20 protein-coding genes are annotated in these 22,299 nt (G+C 70.7%); 15 read left to right on the top strand and 5 right to left on the bottom strand.

The window, feature by feature from the left end:
* Position 1 precedes the first annotated feature (1 nt).
* Positions 2-844, bottom strand: a complete 843-nt coding sequence (locus ACQPYZ_RS09280; protein ID WP_433167029.1) for an alpha/beta fold hydrolase — start codon at positions 842-844, stop codon at positions 2-4.
* Between the two features lie 176 nt (positions 845-1,020).
* Between ACQPYZ_RS09280 and ACQPYZ_RS09275 the strand changes: the two genes are divergently transcribed.
* From ACQPYZ_RS09275 to ACQPYZ_RS09235, 9 genes are all read left to right on the top strand, one after another.
* Positions 1,021-3,795, top strand: coding sequence for a helix-turn-helix transcriptional regulator (locus ACQPYZ_RS09275; protein WP_433167028.1), 2,775 nt, complete (start codon positions 1,021-1,023; stop codon positions 3,793-3,795).
* 482 nt (positions 3,796-4,277) lie between these two features.
* On the top strand, positions 4,278-4,841 hold the full coding sequence (locus ACQPYZ_RS09270; RefSeq protein WP_433167027.1) for an RNA polymerase sigma factor: 564 nt from the start codon (positions 4,278-4,280) through the stop codon (positions 4,839-4,841).
* Positions 4,828-5,658, top strand: coding sequence for an anti-sigma factor (locus ACQPYZ_RS09265; protein ID WP_433167026.1), 831 nt, complete (start codon positions 4,828-4,830; stop codon positions 5,656-5,658). The genes ACQPYZ_RS09270 and ACQPYZ_RS09265 overlap by 14 nt, the downstream gene beginning before the upstream one ends.
* A 100-nt stretch (positions 5,659-5,758) precedes the next feature.
* Positions 5,759-6,763, top strand: a complete 1,005-nt coding sequence (locus ACQPYZ_RS09260) for an aldo/keto reductase (protein ID WP_433167025.1) — start codon at positions 5,759-5,761, stop codon at positions 6,761-6,763.
* A 406-nt stretch (positions 6,764-7,169) separates the two neighbouring features.
* The gene (locus ACQPYZ_RS09255) at positions 7,170-8,930 is read left to right on the top strand and encodes a molybdopterin-dependent oxidoreductase (RefSeq protein WP_433167024.1); all 1,761 of its coding nucleotides are present in this window, start codon (positions 7,170-7,172) and stop codon (positions 8,928-8,930) included.
* Between the two features lie 74 nt (positions 8,931-9,004).
* Complete coding sequence (locus tag ACQPYZ_RS09250) at positions 9,005-9,655, top strand: fasciclin domain-containing protein (RefSeq protein ID WP_433167023.1); 651 nt, start codon at positions 9,005-9,007, stop codon at positions 9,653-9,655.
* Between the two features lie 2 nt (positions 9,656-9,657).
* Complete coding sequence (gene sigK, locus ACQPYZ_RS09245) at positions 9,658-10,260, top strand: ECF RNA polymerase sigma factor SigK (RefSeq protein ID WP_433167022.1); 603 nt, start codon at positions 9,658-9,660, stop codon at positions 10,258-10,260.
* 5 nt (positions 10,261-10,265) lie between these two features.
* A complete protein-coding gene (locus ACQPYZ_RS09240; RefSeq protein ID WP_433167021.1) occupies positions 10,266-10,982 on the top strand; it encodes an anti-sigma factor in 717 nt (238 codons plus the stop codon).
* 25 nt (positions 10,983-11,007) lie between these two features.
* Positions 11,008-12,015: a zinc-binding dehydrogenase gene (locus ACQPYZ_RS09235; protein WP_433167020.1), complete on the top strand. Its 1,008-nt coding sequence runs from the start codon at positions 11,008-11,010 to the stop codon at positions 12,013-12,015.
* Here ACQPYZ_RS09235 and ACQPYZ_RS09230 read toward each other — a convergent pair.
* Positions 11,960-13,096, bottom strand: a complete 1,137-nt coding sequence (locus tag ACQPYZ_RS09230) for a hypothetical protein (RefSeq protein WP_433167019.1) — start codon at positions 13,094-13,096, stop codon at positions 11,960-11,962. The two genes, ACQPYZ_RS09235 and ACQPYZ_RS09230, sit on opposite strands and share 56 nt — an antisense overlap.
* 89 nt (positions 13,097-13,185) lie before the next feature.
* Between ACQPYZ_RS09230 and ACQPYZ_RS09225 the strand changes: the two genes are divergently transcribed.
* From ACQPYZ_RS09225 to ACQPYZ_RS09205, 5 genes are all read left to right on the top strand, one after another.
* On the top strand, positions 13,186-13,785 hold the full coding sequence (locus tag ACQPYZ_RS09225) for a CGNR zinc finger domain-containing protein (protein ID WP_433167018.1): 600 nt from the start codon (positions 13,186-13,188) through the stop codon (positions 13,783-13,785).
* 92 nt (positions 13,786-13,877) lie between these two features.
* The gene (locus ACQPYZ_RS09220; protein WP_433167017.1) at positions 13,878-15,239 is read left to right on the top strand and encodes a DHA2 family efflux MFS transporter permease subunit; all 1,362 of its coding nucleotides are present in this window, start codon (positions 13,878-13,880) and stop codon (positions 15,237-15,239) included.
* A complete protein-coding gene (locus ACQPYZ_RS09215; RefSeq protein WP_433167016.1) occupies positions 15,236-16,183 on the top strand; it encodes a sigma-70 family RNA polymerase sigma factor in 948 nt (315 codons plus the stop codon). Before ACQPYZ_RS09220 ends, ACQPYZ_RS09215 begins: the two co-directional genes overlap by 4 nt.
* 13 nt (positions 16,184-16,196) lie before the next feature.
* Positions 16,197-16,952 (top strand): isocitrate lyase/PEP mutase family protein, encoded by a 756-nt coding sequence (locus tag ACQPYZ_RS09210; protein ID WP_433167015.1) that lies wholly within the window; start codon positions 16,197-16,199, stop codon positions 16,950-16,952.
* A gap of 105 nt (positions 16,953-17,057) precedes the next feature.
* Positions 17,058-17,261 carry an antitoxin gene (locus ACQPYZ_RS09205; protein ID WP_433167014.1) on the top strand — a complete coding sequence of 68 codons (204 nt, stop codon included), beginning with the start codon at positions 17,058-17,060 and terminating at the stop codon, positions 17,259-17,261.
* A 54-nt stretch (positions 17,262-17,315) separates the two neighbouring features.
* On the opposite strand, the gene ACQPYZ_RS09200 is transcribed toward ACQPYZ_RS09205, so the two are convergent.
* The 3 genes from ACQPYZ_RS09200 to ACQPYZ_RS09190 form a co-directional block, all read right to left on the bottom strand.
* The gene (locus tag ACQPYZ_RS09200) at positions 17,316-18,248 is read right to left on the bottom strand and encodes a phosphotransferase (RefSeq protein ID WP_433167013.1); all 933 of its coding nucleotides are present in this window, start codon (positions 18,246-18,248) and stop codon (positions 17,316-17,318) included.
* 10 nt (positions 18,249-18,258) lie between these two features.
* Positions 18,259-19,728 (bottom strand): FGGY-family carbohydrate kinase, encoded by a 1,470-nt coding sequence (locus ACQPYZ_RS09195; protein ID WP_433167012.1) that lies wholly within the window; start codon positions 19,726-19,728, stop codon positions 18,259-18,261.
* Positions 19,729-19,818: 90 nt separating this feature from the next.
* Positions 19,819-20,244 carry a MarR family winged helix-turn-helix transcriptional regulator gene (locus ACQPYZ_RS09190; protein WP_433167011.1) on the bottom strand — a complete coding sequence of 142 codons (426 nt, stop codon included), beginning with the start codon at positions 20,242-20,244 and terminating at the stop codon, positions 19,819-19,821.
* A 138-nt stretch (positions 20,245-20,382) separates the two neighbouring features.
* Here ACQPYZ_RS09190 and ACQPYZ_RS09185 point away from each other — a divergent pair, with 138 nt between their 5' ends.
* Positions 20,383-22,224, top strand: coding sequence for an ABC transporter ATP-binding protein (locus ACQPYZ_RS09185; protein ID WP_433167010.1), 1,842 nt, complete (start codon positions 20,383-20,385; stop codon positions 22,222-22,224).
* The last annotated feature ends 75 nt before the right edge of the window (positions 22,225-22,299 follow it).

The raw sequence follows: 22,299 nt of genomic DNA, 5'->3' as shown, positions 1-22,299 counted from the left end.
GTCAGGTCGTGTGGCGCAGCAGAGCGTCCACGACGGCCGGCCAGGTGACGCGTGGCAGGCCCTGACCGATCCCCGGCAGTGTGAGCAGGGTGGCGCCGGGGATCTCCGCGGCCAGCGCGACCCCGTTCCCGTGCGGGAAGAACGGATCCTCGTCGCCGTGCACCACCAGGGTCGGCGCGCCGATCTCCCCGAGCCGGCTGCGCCACCGCGGCCGGCAGTCGATCGCCGCGAACATGCTTCCGAGATGGCTCGCCCGCTGCGCCTCCGCCGTACGTCCGGCCCGGTCGAAGACCGCGGCGGCGGACGCCCGTACGTCGTCCTCGTCGAAACCCCGGCTCCCGGCCAGCAACCGCGCCGAGCCAGTCAGGTGGTCGACCACGCTGTCGCGATCGGTCCAGTCCGGCTCCGGGCGCCCGAACAGCTGCTTCATCACGTCCGGGTCGTGGTCCGGCAGGTCCGGATCGATCCGACCGGGCGCAACCGGACGGGTCGAGACCAGGGTCAGTGAGGCGACCTGGCCGGGATGGTCGAGCGCGAGCAGCTGCGCGACGAAGCCGCCGACCCCCATTCCGGCCACGTGCGCACGGTCGATCTCCAACGCACTCAACAGCTCGGACGCGTCGGTCACCAGATCACGTAGGGTGTAGGCAGGTGCCTCCGGATCGACGTACGTCGACTCGCCGGTGTCCCGCAGGTCGTAGCGCACGACGTACCGCCCGGTCAGCGCCGCGCAGAACTCGTCCGGCCAGCTCAGCATGGTGATCCCGATCAGGAGCACCGGCGGATCGGCCGGGTCTCCGAACGTCTGCACGGACAGCTCGACACCGTTGACCTTCATCCGCATCCGTCCCACTCCTTCGATTTCTGTCTCCTGCCGAACCGACGAACGGCGAAGGCGGAGACGGACAACGAGACGGCGGGTTCCGGACGAACCACGTCGCGATCTTCGGCGAGACGAAATATCGTACTGACAGGTCCGCCTTGCCCTGAGGCGCGTCCGAGCCCGGTCCGAGGAGGCTGATGAGCGCCACCCAGCTGCCCAACCTCGTCGGACGGCGCCAGGAGTGCAGGCTGCTGGACGAGCTGCTGTCCGGCCTGCGCGCCGGTGATTCCGCGGTGCGCGTGATCCGGGGTGACGCCGGGATCGGGAAGTCCGTGCTGCTGCAGTACGTGGCCGCTCAGGCCACGGGTGTCACGATGACCCGGGCGCAGGGCGTCGAGGCCGACATGGAGCTGGCCTACGCCAGTCTGCACCAGCTGTGTACGCCGTTCCTCGCCGTGATCGACGGTCTTCCGGGCCCTCAGCGCGATGCCCTGCGCGTCGCGTTCGGAGTGGCGGCCGGAGATCCGCCGGACCGTTTCCTGGTTGGGCTGGCCGTCCTGACCCTGCTCACCCGGGCCTCCGAGGCCGGGCCGGTGCTCGTCCTCGTGGACGACGCCCAGTGGCTGGACCAGGTGTCGCTGCAGACCCTCGAGTTCGTGGCCCGGCGGTTGCTGGCCGAGGCGGTCGCCATGGTGTTCGCCGTGCGCGACCCGGAAGGTGCGTCCGCGCTGCTCGGTCTTCCGGAGCTGGTGGTCGGCGGTCTGGACCGGGCCGCGGCCGGCGAGCTGCTGGAGGGCGCGGTCGGCGGACAGGTCGAGAAGAGAGTGCGCGACCGGGTGGTGGCCGAGACCCGTGGGAACCCGCTGGCCTTGCTGGAGCTCTCCCGCGGCCGGACGGCGGCCGAGCTGGCGTACGGACTGAAGTCGGTCGAGCCGGGGTCGGTGTCGAGCCGGGTCGAGCAGGACTTCGCCCGCCGGCTGGGCTCGCTGCCGGCGCCGACCCGGACGTTGCTGCTGATCGCTGCCGCGGAGCCGGTCGGTGACGCCCGGCTGCTCCGCAAGGCGGCTGATCTGCTGGGCATCACGCCCGACGCCGCGCCGGCCACGGCGGCCGGGCTGATCGATGTCGGCGACCCGGTGCGCTTCCGGCACCCGCTGGCCCGGTCGGCCGTCTACCGCGAGGCCGATCCCGACGAACGACGTACGGTCCACCGCGCGCTCGCGTCGGCCACGGATCCGGACCTCGAGCCGGATCGTCGGGCCTGGCACGCCGCGCAGGCGTCCAGTGGGCCGGACGAGGAGGTGGCCGCCGGGCTGGAGCAGGCGGCCGACCGGGCCAGGCAACGTGGTGGAGTGGCCGCCGAGGCCGTTCTGCTGGAGCGGTCGGCGATCCTCACGCCGGATCCGTGGCAACGCGGTCGCCGGGCGCTGGCCGCGGCCGAGGCGCACTTCTCGGCGGCGTCACCGGATCGCGCCACCGACCTCGCTTTCGTGGCCGACCTCTGCCCGCTCCGTCCGCTCGACCAGGCGCGGCTGGCACGTCTGCGCGGACGGATGCTGTTCGCCCGCAGCCGGAGCGACGAAGCGGCCCCGCTGCTGCTCGACGCTGCCGCACAGTTCGCCGCCGAAGGCTCGCCCCTGGAGCGGGAGACGTACCTCGAGGCGATCAGTGCCACGGTCTTCGCCGGCCGGGTCCACGGTCCGGCCGGTGCCCGGGCCGCGGCCGTCGCCGCGCGTGCGTCCGGAGCCGCGGCGTCGAGCTCGGAGCCGTCGGACCTGCTCCTCGACGGGGTGGCCGCGCTGCTCGCGGAGGACACCGAGTCCGGCGTACGGGCGCTCCGCAAGGCGTTCAAGCCGTTCGCCAAGGAGGAGCTCTCGGGCCGGGAAGCGACGATGCGCTGGCTCCTGCTGGTGCCGGTCGCGCTGGAGTCCTTCATCCACTACGGCTGGGACCTGCCGGCGTGGGACACGCTCGCCACGCGTGCGGTCCGGCTGGCTCGCGACATCGGCGCTCTGGGGGTCCTGCCACCAGCGTTGATCTACGCGGGCGGCGTACACATCCACCACGGCGATTTCGCGGCGGCGACCCGGATGATCGAGGAGGCCGACACGATCGCGGCCGCGACCGGTCAGGCTCCGCATACGTACGCCGCGCTCGTCCTGGCCGCGTGGCGAGGCGAGGAGGACGCGGCCGCCGGCATCATCGAGCAGGCCCGGGCCAGCGCCACCGAGCACGGCGAGGTCTCGCTGCTCGGGGTTACCGGCTACGTGCAGGGCGTCCTCAACAACGGCCTGGCTCGCTACGACCGGGCGATGGCCGCGGCCCGGGTGGGCATCGACCACGACGGGTTCAACTTCACCGGGCTGTCACTGGTGGAGCACGTCGAGGCCGCCACCCGGTGCGGAGAGCTCGCCCAGGCGAGGGAGTCCCTCGCCCGCCTGACCGAGCTCACGAACGCGGCCGGCACCGGCTGGGCCCATGGCATCCGCGCCCGCAGCGAAGCGCTCCTCACCCACGGCGACCAGGCCGATCACCTGTACGAGACCGCGCTGGAGCAGCTCAACCTCGATCGCGTGGTCGTCGAGGTCGCCCGTACCCACCTGCTCTACGGTGAGTGGCTGCGCCGGACCCGCCGCCGGACCGAAGCCCGAGACCAGCTCCGGATCGCCCACGAGATGTTCGACGGGATGCGCGCGACCGCCTTCGCCGAACGCGCCCGCCGCGAGCTGCTCGCGACCGGTGAACACGTCCGGGCCCGCAGTACCGAACCGGCCGGCAGCCTCACCCCGCAAGAGGCCCAGATCGCCGCCCTCGCCGCCGGTGGGATGACGAACCCGAAGATCGGCGCCGAGCTCTTCCTCAGCCCGCACACGGTGGAGTGGCACCTGCGCAAGGTGTACGCCAAGCTCGGCATCACCTCTCGCCGCCAACTCCCCACCGCCCTCGCCACCCCGACCTCAGCGTCGGCCTGACGCCCATTCGCCGGCGAACGCCGGCGCCGGAGTCTGGCGCGGGACGTCCGCCAGACTCCGGCCCACCGGGGTCATCCCCTGATCGGTCGTACTTCGGCGCCGACCACCTCCACGGATGCAACCAGCCGAAAACTTGTCGGAATGCATCCGCAAGGGCGGCCCCGACGGAAGAACAGGCAGACACCGAGTGAAGAGAGGAGTTTCGATGGCCGTCCGCGAATCCTGCGCGCCGTACGGCGAACAGCGGACGGGCACCCCACGGTTGCATGCCCACCACGGACGCCCCGCGACTTGCCATCTCGGCTTTGGCTGCGGGATCGGCGTACCGCGGACCGGCGTGGACCGGCTCGGCGAGATCTGGGCAGCCTGGTTTCGGGATGGTGGATGGTGTGGGTCGAATGACGCTGGATTTCGGCAGAAGCCGGTGGTCGGTGCCGCGCGCGTCTGACATCTCGGTGGCCGCTCCGGCTAGAGTCCCAGCCGTGACCAGCATCGCCGGCGAACCGTCGCCGGCCGAGATCGCCAAGGGCTTCGCCGAGGGGCGCGAGGAGAGCCTCGCCGCCGCGTACCGGCGCTGGTCCCGCCTGGTCTACACGCTGGCATTGCGCGTTCTCGGTGACCGCGACGACGCCGAGGATGTGACCCAGCAGGTGTTCGTGTCGGCCTGGCGTGGGCGGCACACGTTCGATCCGGGGTCAGGCGCGTTGGGTTCGTGGCTGACCGGGATCGCCAGGCACCGGATCGCCGACCGGCTCGAGGCGCGCAGCCGCGACCGGCGCAACGCCACCGCCGTCGGCGAGACCCTGGTGACGCCGCAGCCGGCCGCGGACGACCAACTCGTGGACCGGGTGATGCTGGCCGACGAGCTCGACCGGATCGACGAACCCCGCCGGACGATCCTCCGGCTGGCGTTCTACGAAGACCAGACGTACCCGCAGATCGCGGACCGGCTGAACCTTCCGCTCGGCACAGTGAAGAGCCATGCGCGACGAGGACTGCTGTCTCTGCGGGACCGCTTGAAGGAGGTGAACAGTGACGCATCTTGACGAGGAACTCCTGGCGCAGTGGGCCCTGGACGGAGTCTCCCCCGAGCCGGACGCGGCTGAGCACCTCGCGACCTGTTCCACCTGCCAGGCCGCGCTGGCCGACCTGCAGGCGCTGACCGCCGACCTCCGGCAGACCCCGGACCTCGAGACGCCCCGCGCCGAGATCTGGAACAGAATCACCGACGAACTCAACCTCGCATCCCCGGTAACCGTCACCGACGAGCCATCGCCAGACAGCACGGCGACGGGGACTGCCGCGGTCGCCGACACCCCGGTCGCCGACACCCCGGTCGCGGATACCCCAGTCGCGGGTACCCCGGTCGCGGACACTGGGGTGGCAGACAGCGCGGCAGGCGGGGACGCTGCGCGTGGGCGGCGGTACGGGCGCGGGATGCTCGCGCTGGCGGCCGGGGTTGCCGCCGTACTGGGCATCGGGATCGGGCTCGGCGCCTCGACGGTCCTCGACCGCGACGGGCAGGAGCCGACCCCGGCGCCGGTGGCTGTTGTACGGCTCGAGCCTCTGCCGGGTAAGGCCGGCGGCGGGACCGCGGACCTCATCCAGGCGGGCAACGAACTGCAGGTCGCGGTCAGCGGGCTCGAAGCGCAGTCCGGGTACTACGAGCTGTGGCTGATCAACGCGGACGGACAGCGGATGGTCTCGCTCGGAGTGCTCGACCCGGCGACCGGCGGTACGTTCCGCATCCCGGACAACCTGACCAGCGAGGGATACCGGATCGTCGACATCTCGCTCGAACCGAACGACGGCAACCCGGAGCACTCCCGCGACAGCGTCGTCCGCGGGACGTTGCCCACTTAATACGCCGTACGCATGAAATGCCATGAAATTGGCATTGGACGAATGAACGCGGACCTCCATAGCCTCACGATGAGAAACCAGAGTCGTGAGGAGAACACGCATGCGGACGATCGCATTGGGCCGGACCGGCGAGCAGGTCAGCCAGATGGCCCTGGGAGCGATGTTGATGGGTACGGCGACCGACGAGCCCACGTCGGTCGGGATGCTCGAGCGCTACTTGGAGGCCGGTGGCTCGTTCATCGACACCGCCGACTGCTACGCGTGGTGGCCCGACCCGACCAACACCGGCGGTGAGAGCGAGTCGCTGCTCGGACGCTGGCTCGCGAAGAGCGGGAAGCGCGACGAGATCTTCCTGGCCACCAAGGGCAGCGCGTGGGTCCGTGACCCGGAACCCATCCGCACCGGGGACGGCAGTTGGGAGACCATGGCGGCGCAGTGGGCCGGCGCTGGTGGTGACACGCTGCGGCGCGCGATCGACGACAGTCTGCGCCGGCTCGGCACGGACCACGTCGATCTGTACTACGTCCACGTGGACGACCGGTCCACGCCGCTCGAGGAGACCCTCGAGGCCCTCGCCGAGATCGTTGCCGCCGGCAAGGCCCGGTACATCGGCTGGTCGAACGTCCGCTCCTGGCGGCTCGAGCGCATCCGTGCGCTGGCCGAGCGGAACGGCTGGCCGGTGCCGGTCGCCGTCCAGCAGGAGCACTCGTACCTGCGCCCGAAGGCCGGCGCGGACACCCTGTCGATTGTCGACAATGAGATGATCGACTATCTGCAGGCCCACGACGATCAGACGCTGGTCGCGTTCTCGCCGATCCTCAAGGGCATCTACGACGACCCGGCGAAGCGCGAGGGCCACCAGATCATGAGGTTTTACGACGGCCCGGACGCCGACGCGCGCCTGGCCGAGCTCACCAAGATCGCGGCCGAGCTGGACGTCACGCCGAACCAGCTCGTGATCAGCTGGCTCCTGCACCGGACCGACCCCGAACTGGTCACCCTGATCGGCCCGCGCACCCCCGACCAACTCGAAACAGCCCTCGCCGCCGCCGACATCAAACTGACCGAAAACCACCTCAACCGCCTAGACCAAGCCGGCGCCTGAACACCACCCGGTTCAGTCCAACGGCTGGCTGGACTGAACCGGGTTGGGTGGCCGGGGCTGGGCGCCGGGCTCGGCCGACGCCGGTCGCCGGGCTGGGGACTGAGCGTTGGGCCGGGTGGCCGCGAGCTGGCCGTTGGGCTCGGAGGCTGGGCGCTGGGGCCGGGTGGCCGGGGTTGATCACTGGGCCGGATGGCCGGCAGTCGCTGGGCTGGTGGCCGGGGCGGTGGCCAGGACCGTCGCCCGGCTGGTGACCGGGCGCTGGGCGCTGAGCTGACGGCCGAGGCTGGGCGCTGGCCGGGGCTGGGCGTTCGGCTGGTGGCTGGGCTGGTGGCTGGTTTGTTGTGGTGGTTGGGGGTTGGCTGGTGGTTTCGCCCATCTGGTGGGGTGGTGGCGGCGAAGTGCTGGTATGGGCGACAAGTGGAAGCAGGGTGTGGGTGGGGCAGTTGGTGGGGTGGTTGCGGCTGGGGCGGCGTTGGGGGTTGGGTATCTGGCGTCGGCGGTGACCGGTGGGCCCTGGCCGGTGGATGCGGTCGGGGTGCAGGTGATCGACTGGGCGCCGGGGCCGGTGAAGGACTTTGCCGTGCGGGAGTTGGGTACGGCGGACCGTCCGCTGCTCAGATTCGGGATCTGCGTGGTTCTGGCGCTGGTGGCCGGAGTCGCGGGTGCGATCGGCCGCCGTCGTCCACGGGTCGCGGTCGTGATCGCGTTTCTGCTCGGCCTGGTTGGGCTGGTGTTTGCGGTCCTCAGTCGTTCGGCGGCTGCGGGCGTCGCCGAACGGTTTCTGCCGGCAATCGTCACCCTGGTGGTCGCCGTCGTCGCGATGGCCCTGGTCGTCCGCGCGCAACAGCAGCCGGACCGGCCGAACACCGCGCAACAGCAGCCGGACCGACCGACGAGCGAGCAGGAGCAGCCGGAGCGATCGACGACCGCGCCGGAGCAGCTGGACCGGCCGGAGGGCGAGCAGGAGCAGCTGGACCGACCGACGAGCGAGCAGGAGGAGCCGGATCGGCCGACGGGCGAGCGGGAGCAGCCGGAGGGGTTTGATCGGCGGCGGTTCTTGGTGACTGTTTCCGGGTTGGCTGTGGTGGGCGCCGGGGCGTTCGCGACGACCCAGATCGCGTCCTTCGGGACCGGCGAGGCTGCGCGGGCCAAGGTGCGGGTGCCGCGTCCGCAGGAGCTTGCGCGGCCCGTCCCGGCGGGGGCGCAGGTCGACGTACCGGGGGTGAGCCGGTTCGTCACGCCGAACAGCAAGTTTTACCGCGTCGACACGTTGCTCGAGGTGCCGCGGATCGATCCGGACGACTGGGAGCTGCGGGTCCACGGGATGGTCGAGAACGAGCTCAGGTTGTCGTTCGCGGATCTGCTCGACCGGCGCCTGATCGAGCGCGACATCACCCTGACCTGCGTGTCCAACGAGGTCGGCGGTCCGTACGTCGGCAACGCCCGCTGGATCGGTGTCCCGCTCGCCGACATCCTCGCCGAAGCCGGCGTACGAACCGGAGCCGGCACTCGCAACGGAGCCGGCGCACCCAACGGAGCCGGCGCACGCAAGGGCGCACGCGACGGAGCTGACGCGGTGAAGTCGACCAGCATCGACGGGCTCACCATCGGTACGCCGCTGAGCGCGCTCACCGACGGCCGGGACGCGATCCTCGCGGTCGCGATGAACGGGGAACCGCTGCCGTTCGAGCACGGTTTCCCGGTCCGGATGGTGGTGCCGGGGCTCTACGGGTACGTGTCGGCGACCAAGTGGGTCGTGGACCTCGAGGTGACCCGGTTCCAGGACTTCAGCGCGTACTGGACCGACCGCGGCTGGGCGGTCGAGGCGCCGATCAAGACGTCGTCGCGGATCGACGTACCCAGGGGGTTCGCGACCGTGAAGGCCGGCCCGGCGATCGCCGCCGGCGTGGCGTGGGCCCAGCACCGCGGGATCGCCAAGGTGGAGGTCCGGGTCGACGACGGCCCGTGGCAGCCCGCCGTACTCGCGGCCGAGGACTCGATCGACACCTGGCGGCAATGGCGGTTCCGGTGGACCGCCACGCCCGGCACGCACAAGCTCACCGTCCGCGCGACCGATGCCGACGGCAACGTTCAGTCGGCGGCCTCGGCTCCGCCGCGGCCGAACGGTTCGTCCGGTCTGCACAACACGGTCGTGATGGTCGACTGATCCGACCCATCCGGCGGCCCCGTGGGTCCGAAGTACTGGTGTCAGCAACTCCTTTCGAGAAAGCGAAGATCGTCATGCGTAAGCACTTCGGCATCGCCCTGTCCGCTCTGGCGCTCGCGTTCGCCACGACCGCCTGCGGCAGCGACGACGACTCCGGCGCGAGCGGATCACCCGCTCAGACCCCGAGCACGAGCGAGACCACCAGCACGACACCGTCGATGGACGCCGCCGCCGGCCTGGTCGGGCCCGGCTGCGCCGACTACGCCAAGGCCAACCCGAGCGGCGCCGGCTCGATCGACGGCATGGCCGCCGCCCCGGTCGCCACGGCCGCCTCCGGCAACCCGCTGCTGACCACCCTGGTCTCCGCGGTCTCGGGCAAGCTGAACCCGAAGGTCGACCTCGTCTCCACGCTGAACGGCGGCGAGTTCACCGTCTTCGCGCCGGTCGACACCGCCTTCGCCAAGATCCCGGCGGCCACGATCAACACGCTGAAGACCGACGACGCGACCCTGACGAAGATCCTGACCTACCACGTGGTGCCCGGTCAGCTCGACCCGGCGGCCGTTGTGGGCAAGCATGTGACCGTGGAGAAGCAGCAGGTCACCGTCACCGGCTCGGGTGACAGCCTCAAGGTCAACAATGCGAGCGTCATCTGCGGTGGCGTGAAGACCGCGAACGCGACGGTCTACCTGATCGACTCGGTCCTGATGCCGCCGGCTGCCTGACGATGCCCGATCCGATTCCACTGCCCTGGCCGGCCGGGTCCCGCACCCGGCCGGGCGAGGTCAGTGACGGCGACCTGCTGCTGCGGACCGCCCGCGGCGACTCGGCCGCGTTCAGCACGCTGTACGACCGGATCGCTCCCTGGGTCTTCGGCCTGGTACGGCGCGTGGTGCGCAACCCGGCCCAGTCCGAGGAAGTGACCCAGGAAGTCATGCTCGACGTGTGGCGGACCGCGACCCGGTACGACGCGGCCCGCGGCTCGGCGCACTCGTGGATCCTCACCATCGCCCACCGCCGGGCGGTCGACCGGGTCCGGTCGGAGCAGGCCGCGGCGGATCGCACCGACCTGGTCGGGACCCGGTCGGCCGAGGTCGACTTCGACCAGGTCGCCGACACCGTCACCACCCGACTCGAGGTCGAGCAGGTACGTCGTTGCCTGGACACCCTGACCGACCTGCAACGCGAGTCGATCGCGCTGGCGTACTACGAGGGCTACACCTACCCCGAGGTCGCCCAGCGCCTCGATGCCAAACTGCCGACCATCAAGGCGAGGATGCGCGACGGACTGATCCGGTTACGCGACTGCCTCGGAACCAGCAAGGGGTGACCGCCATGACCGAATCCGACGTTCACACCCTCACCGGCCCGTACGTCCTGGACGCACTGCCCGCGGACGAGCAAGCCCGTTTCGAGCAGCACCTGACCGAGTGCGCGTTCTGCACGACCGAGGTCGCCGAGCTCCGGGAGGCGGCGGTCAAACTCGCCACCCAGGTCGCGGCCCCGCCACCGCCGGCGCTCAAGACCGACGTGATGGCCGCGATCGAGCAGGTCCGCCAACTGCCGCCGCACGTTGCCGGTGGCAAGGACGAGCTGTCCCGCCGCCGGGTCGGTCGCCGCTCCGTCCTCACGCTCGCCGCCGCGGCGCTCGCAGTCGCGGCCACCGGCGGAATCGCGATCGACCAGTACCGCGACAAGCAGGCGGCCGTCCAGGCCAACGAGCGCGTGACCGCCGTACTCGCCGAGCCCGATGCCCGGACCCTCCACAGTCCCGTCAACGGGGGCGGTCAGGCCACAGTGGTCGTGTCCGCGCGCACCGACCGGGCGGTCGTCGTACTGCGGGATCTGCCGAAGCTCCCCGCCGACCGTACGTGGCAGCTCTGGCTGATCGATCCGAACCGGACGGCTCACTCCGTCGGCCTGGCCGGCGGCGACCTGACCACGGTCGTGAACGGCTCGACCGGCAAGATCGCCTTCGGGCTCACGATCGAACCCGACGGCGGCTCCCCCGCCCCGACGCTGCCGGCGGCTGCGATGATCCCGATGACCTGACTCCGATCCGACAGCGAGGCGCGCGATGAAGGCCGTCGTCATCCAGGGCAAGCTCGAGCTCGTCGAGACCGAGCTCCCGACACCGGATCCGCGGCCGGACGAGGTGCGGCTCCGGATGGCGTACGGCGGCATCTGCGGCTCGGACCTGCACTACTACCGCGACGGCGCGAACGGTGAGTACGTCGTCCGCGAGCCGCTCGTCCCCGGCCACGAACTGTCCGGCACGGTCGACCTCGACCCGTCCGGCGAGCTCGCGCCCGGTACGCCGGTGACGATTCACCCGGCCACCTTCGGCACGCCCGAGCCGGGGATCGAGGACCGCCCGCACCTCTGGCCGAACGGCGCCTACCTCGGCAGCGCGTCCACCTGGCCGCACACCCAGGGCGGGATGAGCGAGTTCCTGGTGGTGCGCAAAGGCATGCTGCGCATCCTGCCGTCTACGTTGCCGCTGCGCCGCGCGGCGCTGGCCGAGCCGCTCGCGGTCGGGCTGCACGGCATCACGATCGCCGGCGGCGTGCAGGGCAAGCGAGTGCTCGTCTCCGGCGCAGGCGCGATCGGACTGCTGACCGCCGCGGCCGCGTTGGCGTTGGGTGCGGCGGAGATCGTCTCGACCGACATCCTTCCGGGGCCGCTGCAGCGCGCCCGGGATCTCGGCGTGCACGACACCGTTCAGGTCGGCGTACAGGACCTTCCGTCCGCGTACTTCGACGTCGTCCTCGAGTGCACCGGCGTACCGGCGGCGATCACCGGCGCTCTCGACGCGGCCCGCCGCGCGGCTGTCGTCGTACTCGTCGGCATCCCGCCGAACGAGCCGCGCCCGGTCAACCTCTCCCCACTCATCTCCCGCGAGCTCCAACTCCGCGGCACCCTGCGCTTCAACAACGAGCTCGACCACGCCGTCGAGCTGCTCGACGCCCATCCCCGCCTCGAACGCGTCATCACCCACGAGTTCCCCGCCCACGAGGCGGTCAAGGCGTTCACCGCCGCCCTGGACTCCGACGCCTCCGGAAAGGTCCTGATCTCGCTCTGGTGACCGCCGCGGCGAGTAGGACGGCGACGACGACTGCGAGGACTGTTCGGCCGCCGGCAGGTACGGCGAAGCCGGACCAGATGCCGGCCAGCGCCGCGCCGCTGATCTTGATACTGCTGCTCAGCACGAGCAACTGCGCGTAGCCGTTCGCGGGTGCATGCTCCCGGCACACAGCGAGCACCGTGGGCAGGAACGCCCCGTTCGCGAGACCGAGTACGACGAACCCGGCGAGCGCGACCGCGAACGACGGAGCGGTCGCGGCAACGCCGACCCCTAAGCTCATGACCGCCAAGCTGCCCGCGGCCAAGCGCGAGGAGAGACCATCGGACAGCCGAGCCGCGCCGGCAAGCGATCCCGCCAGGCTGGCGACGCCGTACGTCGCGATGAGCAGGCCGCCACTGCCCGCCGGCTGGCCCAGTTCGACACCGAGGAGCGGAGTCGCTACCGGCAGAGCACCGAGCCCCAGACCGGTCAGACCGACCGCGAGCAGCGTGTACCGGAGCGGTCTGGTCTGCATCGCATGCAGCGCAGAGTCCCGGATTCGCGGAGACTCTTCGGGCCGGCCAGGGTCGGGCGGCAAGGTGAGCACGAGGCCCGCCGCGACGATCGCTCCCGCTGCCATCAGGAGTACGGCGGCCACCGGGCCGATCACCAGGTTGGTCACCGCGGCCAGGCCGGGTCCCGCGGCGGTAGCGACTCCCCAGGTCGCGCTGTCGAACGCACGCGATCTCGCGGTGTCACCACCAGGGAGTCGGCTGGTGAGGCCGCCCGCGAGCATCGGTCCGGCGCAGCCTGCCAGTGCGACCAGCACCACGGCGACCACAGCCGGCGCTTCGGCCATCACCGTCGCGGCCGTGGCGACCGCGCCGGCGTACAAGACGAACGAGCCCGCCAGGACGTACCGGGAGTCGGTCAAGGACAGCAGGCGGCTGAGCCACGGACCGAGCAGATGCGGTGCGACCAGCGCGGCCACCAACGCACCGGCCACGCCAGGCCGGACGGTCAACGCCAGCAGGGCGAGTCCGACGGAGGCACCGTCGTTCACCGCCCGGATCACGACCGCAGCGCCGAGGTATCGCGTCAAGGGTGATGCGATCGTCTGCCGTGTTGCTTGCATCATCTCGGACCGGTGCCCGCTATGATGCGAACAAAACCACTGTCGTTGGAATCAGGATGCAGCAGACCGCGGACTTCATCGCCGGCGCCTGGTGTCTCGACTTCGCCAACACCGTCGAGCCCCGGTACGAGCCGGCTCCGGCGAGCGACTACGTGCCCGACTACCGGGCGCTCGTCGGCTGGTCGGTCAAGGCCGGCGTGATCTCCAGCCACAGTGCGCGTGCGCTCAGGCAGTCCGCGGGCGGCCGCGCGGCGGCGGCGCACGACCGGGCGATCCGATTGCGCGAGGCGACGTACAGCGTGTTCCACGCGGTCGCCACCGGTACGACGCCGCCCGCCGACGACCTGTCCGCGCTCCGCGACTCGTACGCCGACGCCGTCGCGCAGGCCCACCCGCGCTGGGACGGCACCCTGCACTGGTCCTGGGACGCCGACGACCCCGACCGGATCCACCATCTGCTCGCCGAGGACGCCGTACGGCTGCTCGCGTCGCCACACGTCGACCGGGTGAAGGTGTGCCGCCCAACCTGCGGTTGGCTCTTCCTGGATCTCACCCGCAACGCGTCCCGGCGTTGGTGCGCGACCGACACCTGCGGCATCCGCGAGAAGATCCGCCGGCAGTCTCTTCGCCGGGCCGCTCAGCGAGACCGACGCTGAAATTCCTGCTCATCGTCGCGATGAGTTCTGGTCGCGGCCGCGGTCTACATCACGTGAACTCCGATGTGCGCAGTACGAAAGAGCAGCGGTGGGTGTTGGGGCTGGCGTCGGTCGGGTCGGTGATGGTGGCTCTGGACGTGCTGGTGGTGGCGGCCGCGCTGACCACGATCCGGGCTGACCTCGGCGCCTCGCCCACCCAACTCGAATGGACGGTGAACGCCTATGGGCTGAGTTTCGCGATGCTGTTGATGACGGCCGCCGCGATCGGTGACCGCTGGGGACGCCGACGGACGTACGTGGGCGGCCTGCTGTTGTTCACGCTTGCCTCGGTCGCCTGCGCGCTGGCCACGTCCCTGCCGTTTCTGATCGCGGCGCGGGCCGTGCAGGGTGTGGGCGCGGCGGTGGTGATGCCGCTGTCGATGAGTCTGCTCGGCGCGGCGTTCCCGCCCGAGCGGCGCGGCCGGGCGATCGGCGTGTTCAGCGGCGTGACCGGGATCGCGGTCCTGGGTGGTCCGATGATCGGCGGCGCGGTGACCGAAGGGCTCGCCTGGCAGTGGATCTTCTGGATCAACGTCCCGGTCGGCCTGATCGCGATTCCGCTGGTACTGCGGAAGGTCACCGAGAGCACCGGTCCGTCCCGGCGGCTCGACCTGGCCGGCGCCGTACTCGTCAGCCTGGCGGTGCTCGCGCTGGTCTGGGGCATCGTGAACGGCGAGAGCGCCGGCTGGTCGAGCGCGGAGGTCGTCGGCTCGTTCGCAGCGGGTGTCGTCCTGCTTGCCGGCTTCGGTGTCTGGGAGGGGCGTTCGGGGCATTCGATGATCCCGCTGCGATTCTTCCGTCAGCGGACGTTCACGGCGGCGAACGCGGCTGGGTTCTTTCTCACGGCCGCCCTGTTCGCCGCGGTGTTCTTCCTGTCCCAATACATGCAGGCGGTGCTCGGCTCGGCGCCGTTCGCCGCCGGTCTGCAACTCCTGCCGTGGACCGCCACGCTGTTCGTGGTCGGCCCGCTCGCCGGCCGGCTCGTCGATCGCGTCGGCGAGCGCCCGCTCGTGGTGATCGGGCTGACGCTGCAGGGCCTGGGGATGTTCTGGGTCGCGGCCGTGGACAGCGGGCAGTACGACGCCCTCGTCGTACCGCTCGTGATCACCGGGTGCGGCGTCTCACTCGCGATGCCGGCGGCCCAGAGTGCGGCGATGGGCGCGTTGCCGCGGGACGCGGTCGGCATCGCGTCCGGCGTCTACAGCATGAACCGTCAACTCGGCGGTGCCGCCGGGGTCGCCGTACTCGGGTCGGTGTTCGCATCGGCCGGTGGGTACGGCGGTGACGGATTCACCCGGGCGCTCGGGGGTTGCGGCGTACTGTCGTTACTCGGGGCGCTCGCGGGACTCGGGATCGCCGCGCGACGCCGTACCGGCGGGCCGGTCGCGCCCAAGGCGATGGAGGAGGTTCGGTGAACCTCGAGGAGGAGTTCGCGCAACACCGCGCGGGGCTGGTCGCGCACTGCTACCGCATGCTCGGGTCGCTGCACGACGCCGAGGACGCGGTGCAGGACACGTACCTGCGGGCGTGGCGTGGGCAGGCGGGATTCGAGCAGCGGTCGTCGGTCAAGACCTGGCTGTACCGGATCGCCACCAACGTCTGCCTGACCAACCTGACGCACAGCAGCCGGCGGATGGTCCCGTCCGCGCTCGGTGCCCCTGGCAATGACCCGGACGACCTGCAGCCGCAGGCACTCGAGGTGACCTGGCTCGAGCCGTTCCCGGACCAGCTGCTCGGCGCCGACCCGGCGGTCGTCGTCGGTGACCGGCAGAGCCTCCGGCTGGCGATGGTCGCGGCCATGCAGCACCTTCCGCCGCGGCAGCGCGCCGTACTCATCCTGCGTGAGGTGCTGACCTGGCCGGCCGCGGAGGTGGCCAGTCTGCTCGAAACCACGACGGCCGCCGTGAACAGCTCGCTGCAGCGTGCTCGCGCCGAGCTGGCGCGGCTGCGGCCCGCCGAGGAAGACCTGAGCGAGCCGGACGAGCCGGTCCGCCGGCAGTTGTTGGATCAGTTCGCGACCGCGTTCGAGACGAAGGATCTCGCCGTACTGGAGGGCTTGCTGACCACGGACACCCGGTGGGAGATGCCGCCGATCCCGACGTGGTTCAGCGGGCGGACCGACGTACTGCGGCTGCTGGACTCCAAGCTCGACGCCGGTCCGGATCGGCGGCTGCTGGTCGAGACGTCGGCCAACGGGCAGCCCGCGTTCGCCCTGTACATCCGCGGCCGGGACGGACAGTTCCACGCGCATTCGCTGAAGGTGCTCACGCTGACCAAGGCCGGCATCTCGGTCGTTCTCGCGTTCCACCAGCCCACGCTGTTCCCGGCGTTCGGGCTGCCTCTCGTCCACTCCCGTTGAGACGGAGCAATCGATGTCATTGGCAACCACCCTCCGGGACCTGCACGTGCCCGGAACCCCTGTCGTCCTGCCCAACGCCTGGGACGCGGCCTCGGCCCGCATGGTCGAGGAGGCCTGCTTCCCGGCCGTCGCGACCAGCAGCTTCGCCACCGCCACCGTCCTCGGGTACGACGACGGCGAACGAGCACCCGTGGCCGAGGTCCTCGACGCGGCCGCACGGATCGCCCGCTCGGTGTCGGTCCCGGTCACCGTGGATTTCGAACGCGGCTACCGGCTCGCTCCGGCCGAGCTGGTCGAGCGCTTCACCGCGACCGGCGCCGTCGGCCTCAACCTCGAGGACTCCGATCCGTCGACCGAGAGCATGGTCGATGCGTCCGAACAGGCGGACTTCCTGACCGCGGTCCGGGCCGCCGCGGGCGCCGAGCTGGTGATCAACGCGCGGATCGACACCTTCATCCGGCGCGCCGGCTCCCCCGGCGAGCAGCTCCGGTCCGCGATCGACCGGGCCGCCCGCTACCTCGAGGCCGGCGCCGACTGCGTGTACCCGATCGGGACGAGCGATCCCGACGTCATCCAGGCGCTGGTCAAGGAGATCCCCGGCCCGGTCAACGTCAGCTACGGCCAGGGCGACCGATCGGTCGCCGAACTCACCGGGCTCGGCGTCGCCCGGATCACCTTCGGGCCGATGCTCCAGCGCCAGACCTACACCCGGCTGGCCGGAAGTATTCTCCCGGCCTTGAGCGACGGCGGGAACCCGTTCACCGGCTGACGCTCAGGTCCGGACAAATCGGCGCCCAGGTGTGTGGAACTCGCGCGATCGGGTACCGCCAACTCGTAGTCCATAGCAACCATCGACGAAAGCGGGGAAACCACGATGGGCATGTTCGACAGCATGAAGGACAAGGCCACCGACGCGGTCGACGAGCACGGCGACAAGGTCGACCAGGGCATGGACAAGGCCGGTGACTTCGCCAACGAGAAGACCGGCGGCGAGCACGGCGACAAGATCGACCAAGGCACCGACTTCGCCAAGGACCGCCTCGACAACCTCGACGGCCAGGACGACGACATCCAGTAACCCCGACCCGGGCGAGCGGCCGCACACGCGGCCGCTCGCCCGCGTCAGTTCGCCTCAGCCCAGGTGGGCGAGGGCGTCGAGGAGCTCGTGGGTGGTGGTTTCGCGGTTGGTCATCCAGCGGGGTGCCGGGATGTGGTCCAGGAGGACGTGGACCCGATCGTAGATTCGGTGGAGGTTGGCGCGGGCGACGCCGAGGTACAGGTCGTCTCCGGTCCAGGTGATGTCGCCGCCGGCCGCGACGTACGCGTCCAGCGTCTTGCGGCCGAGCATCTGCGCGATCCGACCAGCCTCCAGGGCCGCGCTGTCGGCGCGGACGCTGTCCCAGTCGATCAGCACGGGGCCGGTCGCGGTCAGCAGGATGTTGTGTGACTTGAAGTCTCCGTGCGTCAGCACGCGATCCGGGGCGACCTCGCACAGTTGCTCGATCCGTGCGGTCAGCTCGACGATGCGAGGCAGGCGTTCCCACGCGGCGTCCGACCACGGCTCACCCCGGCGACGTGCCTCGGTGAACCACTCCTGCCAGTCGCTCCGCGGCCGGAGCGCCGTACGCCACCAATCCGGCAGACCCGCCTCTTCCAGCGGATGCAACTGGTGTACGAGCGCCATCGTCTGCCCGAGCCACTCGGTGACGTCGTCGTCGGGGCGGACCGTGCGGCCCTCGACCCAGCGGTACACGCGGAACAGCCGATCGTGGATCCGCGTGACCCAGCCGAGCTCCGGCTCGCGCGGCGACACCGGCTGCGCGAGGTCGACCCCGGCCGCGAGCGCACGCTCTTCGAAGGGCATCGCCACCGCCAACTGGTCCAGCAGTCGGCCAGGCGTGAACTGACCGCCTGTGGTCGGCCAGTAGCCCTTCACGAAGTACCGGCCGGACGAGGTTTCGAGGCGCCAGGTGTCGGTGTCGCCGCGTCGTACGAAGACCAGGTCGCCGACAGGTTCACCCAGCTCGAAGGCGGCGGCGATCACTCCCGCGGTCGGTGTGTACATGCCCTTCATCTCAAGAGATCCGCGCCAGGCGGTGGATCTGGCGGCGGGTTGCCGGATACAGCTCGGTGAAGGTCTCGAACAGCGTCGAGTACGTCGCCGCCGTGGACGGATCCGAACGCACCGTGTGGTCCAGTTCAGTCCAGTCCGTCTCCGGCGGCACCAGTCCGACCCCGATCGCCGCCAGCAGCGCGTCGCCGTACGAGGCCCCGATCGTCTGCGCCGGTACGTCCTGCTCCAGCCCGCACACGTCACTCACGATCTGCGTCCACAGCCCGCCCTGCGTACCACCGCCGACCGCGACGATCCGCTGCGGCGGCCCGGCCGCCTCCTCGAGCGCACCCACGATCTGCTTCACCCCGCAGGCGATCCCCTCGTACGCCGCACGCAGCAAGTGCCCACGCCCGTGCCGCAGAGTCAGCCCGGCGATCACGCCTCGCGCCAACGGGTCGTAGATGGGCGTGCGCTCGCCGCTGAAGTACGGCAGCATCACCAGTCCTTCGCTGCCCGCGGGTACGGCGGCCGCCTCGGCAACGAGCGTCTCGAACGGCACCCCACCCGTCAGGTCCTGCAGCCAGGTCGTGATGGTCCCGGACGTCGCCATGCCGGCGGCGAGCGTGTGTGATCCGGGCTCCACACCCGAGGTCGTCCACAATCCGCGCACGCTGGTCGGCGCGGACAGGACCTGGACGAAGAACATGGTGGAGCCGTACATCAGCATCAGGTCGCCAGTACGACGTACGCCGACACTGAACGCCTCCGCCCACGCGTCGACCGTTCCCGCAACGACCGGTGTCCCCTCGGCCAGTCCGGTCGCGGCGGCCGCCGTACCGTGGACGACGCCCACCTGCTCCGACGGCCAGACCAGCCTCGGCAGCACGAGCCCGGGGAGTACCTGCTCGACCCAGTCCGTCGCCCAGTCTTGCGTGTGGATGTCGTAGAAGGGATCGCACTGGCTGGCGGTGTGGTGGTCGAGGATCCACTCGCCGGTCAACCGCGCGACGACGTACGAGTGCGCGCTGAACCACCGCTCCTGCGGCCGCCAGTCCGGGCCGGCCTCCCGGCGCAACCACGCCAGCTTGGGCCCGATCGCCTGACTGGACAGGTCCTTCCCGCACCGCTCGAGGATCTCCTCGGCCCCGAGCAGCTCGGTGATCTCGGCGATCTCGCGCGTCGCCCGCGTGTCCACGCCGTACAAGATCGCCGGCCGCCGCGGCCGCAACTCCTCGTCCGTCTGCACCACGCACGGCCCGAGCCCCGACACGCACACAGCCAGGATCTCCTCACCGGTCGCGGTGAGCTCCCGCAGTACGTCGGCGACGTCTCCCCACCAGTCCCGCTCCGCATCCATCTCCACCCACCCCGGCCGCGGCAACCCCGCCGAATGCTCCCGCCGAGCAACCGCAACCACGCTCCCGTCGAGCCCGACCAGCACCCCCTTGGTGCTCCCCGTCCCGATATCAACCCCAACAACACAACCCATCCCGCCACCCTCCGCCATCAACACCTGACAAACAAGCCAGCGGAGAGGCCCAGTCCGCATGCGCGCCGGCGAGCGCTGGGGAGCGGGCAGTCAGTCGTCAGCCAGGCGGGTCAGGAGGCGGAGGAGGTCGGCCTGTTCGCGGGTGTCGAGGCGTTCGATGAGGGTGAGCATGGCGTCGCGGCGCTGGCGGCGGACCGTTGCGAGCACGTCGGCGCCTGCGGGGGTGAGGTCGACCAGGGTGGCGCGGCGGTCGTCGGGGTCGGGTCGGCGGGCGACCAGCTCGGCGGCTTCCAGGTCGTCGACGACCGAGGTCGCCGAGCGGGGAACGATGCCGAGCTGGCCGGCCAGCTCGCTCAGGCGCAGGGCGCGGCCGGCGTTGTCGAGGGTGCGCAGGACTCGGAACTGTCCGTGGGTGACCGCACTGCCCAGGTTGTCCTTGGACGCGCGGCGCTGGCGGCGGACGATGCCGTCGAGCAGGGCCGCGATCTGTTCAGCGGTGTCATCCGGTGCGGGCACGAGCAAAGCCTAGTGGTCGGTCCATCTTGTGAGTTTAGCTCATAGTGAGGTAACCTCAGTATATCTGATCTCTACCGAGAGGCTCCTATGTCACAGATCTCAGGACTCCCGGGCGGAGGAGGCGGCGGCGGTCGCGCGATGCGATCGCTGCTCAAGGACTCGTCCGTCCGCAACCACAAACTGTCAGCCGGCACCTTCCGCCGGATCCTCACGTTCGCCGTCCCCTACCGCCGCTATCTGGCCGTCTTCCTGCTCCTGGTCGCGATCGACGCGGCCGCCGGCGCCGCGACCCCGCTGCTGTTCCGCGAGATCATCGACCGCGGCATCGTCCCGGGCAACACGCGACTGGTCGTCTGGCTCTCGCTGCTCGTCGCGGCGCTCGCCGTGTTCGCGAGCACGGTCACGCTGGCCCAGCGCTGGTTCTCCGCGCGGATCGGCGAAGGCCTTGTCTACGATCTGCGGACCCAGGTCTTCGACCACGTGCAGCAGATGCCGGTCGCCTTCTTCAGCCGGACGCAGACCGGCGCACTCATCCAGCGCCTCAACGGTGACGTCCTCGGCGCCCAGCAGGCCTTCACCTCGACCCTTTCGAACGTGGTCAGCAACCTGCTCAGCGTCGCCCTCGTCCTCGGCGCGATGTTCGTGATGTCGTGGCAGATCACCCTGCTCGCGCTCGTCCTCCTGCCCCTGTTCATTCTCCCGGCCCGGCTGATCGCCGGCAGGTTGCGCGAGGCAACCGCCGAGACGTACCGGCTGAACGCGACCATGGCCCAGACGATGACCGAGCGCTTCAACGTCGCCGGCGCCGTACTCGCCAAGGTCTTCGGCCGCTCGCAGGAGTCGTCGCAGGACTTCGCCGGCAAGGCCGCGCGGGTGCGCGACATCGGCGTCACCACCGCGATGTACGCCGGGATCTTCCGCGTCTCGCTGACCCTGGTCGCCGCGCTCGCGGTCGCGCTCGTGTACGGCGTGGGCGGCGTCTTCGCGATCCACGGCGCACTCGGGATCGGTACCGTCGTCGCGCTCACGGCCTACCTCAACCGGCTCTACGGACCACTGACCGCCCTGTCCAACATCCAGGTTGACGTGATGACCACGCTGGTCAGCTTCGAGCGCGTGCTCGAGGTCCTCGACCTGCCGCCGATGGTTGCCGACCACAAGGATGCGAAGGAGCTCCCGGCGGACGTCGAGCCGTCGATCGAGTTCGAGCACGTGTCGTTCCACTACCCGTCGGCCGAGGAGGTCTCGCTCGCCTCGCTGGAGTCGGTCGCGACCCTGTCCGCCGAGACCGGCGAGGAAGTCCTGAAAGACGTCAGCTTCACCGTCGAGCCGGGCCAGCTGGTCGCCGTCGTCGGACCGTCCGGCGCCGGCAAGACGACGCTCGCGTCGCTGGTCTCCCGGATGTACGACGTGACCGGCGGAGCGGTCCTGGTCGGCGGCCGGGACGTCCGCGAGGTCACCCAGCGGTCACTGCGCGACGTGATCGGCGTGGTCACCCAGGACTCGCACATGTACCACGACACGATCCGCGCCAACCTCCTGCTGGCCCGCCCGGACGCGACCGAGCCCGACCTGCAGGAAGCCCTCGAAGCCGCCCAGATCGCGACGCTGGTGAACAGCCTCCCCGACGGCCTCGACACCGTGGTCGGCGACCGCGGTTACCGCCTGTCCGGCGGCGAACGGCAGCGGCTCGCGATCGCCCGGCTCCTGCTCAAGGCACCCTCGATCGTCATCCTCGACGAAGCCACCGCTCACCTGGACTCCGAGTCCGAGGCCGCCGTCCAGGCCGCCCTCGCGAACGCCCTCGCCGGACGGACGTCACTGGTGATCGCGCACCGCTTGTCGACAATCCGCAACGCCGACGCGATCCTCGTCCTCGAGAACGGCACCATCCGCGAACGCGGCACCCACGACACCCTCCTCGCCGCCAACGGCCTCTACACCGACCTCTACACCACCCAGTTCGAAAAAGCCGCCTGAGCCCGCGATCGGACGGGGTGGGTTTGGGGAGAGTTCTGGCCCGATCCGGGGGCCAGATCCTCCCCAGTCACGGGC

This window comes from Kribbella sp. CA-247076 (assembly GCF_050942445.1).
Classification (GTDB): Bacteria; Actinomycetota; Actinomycetes; order Propionibacteriales; family Kribbellaceae; genus Kribbella.
The sequence above is the reverse complement of the archived record's forward strand: the minus strand, read 5'-3'. Positions and strand labels throughout refer to the sequence as shown.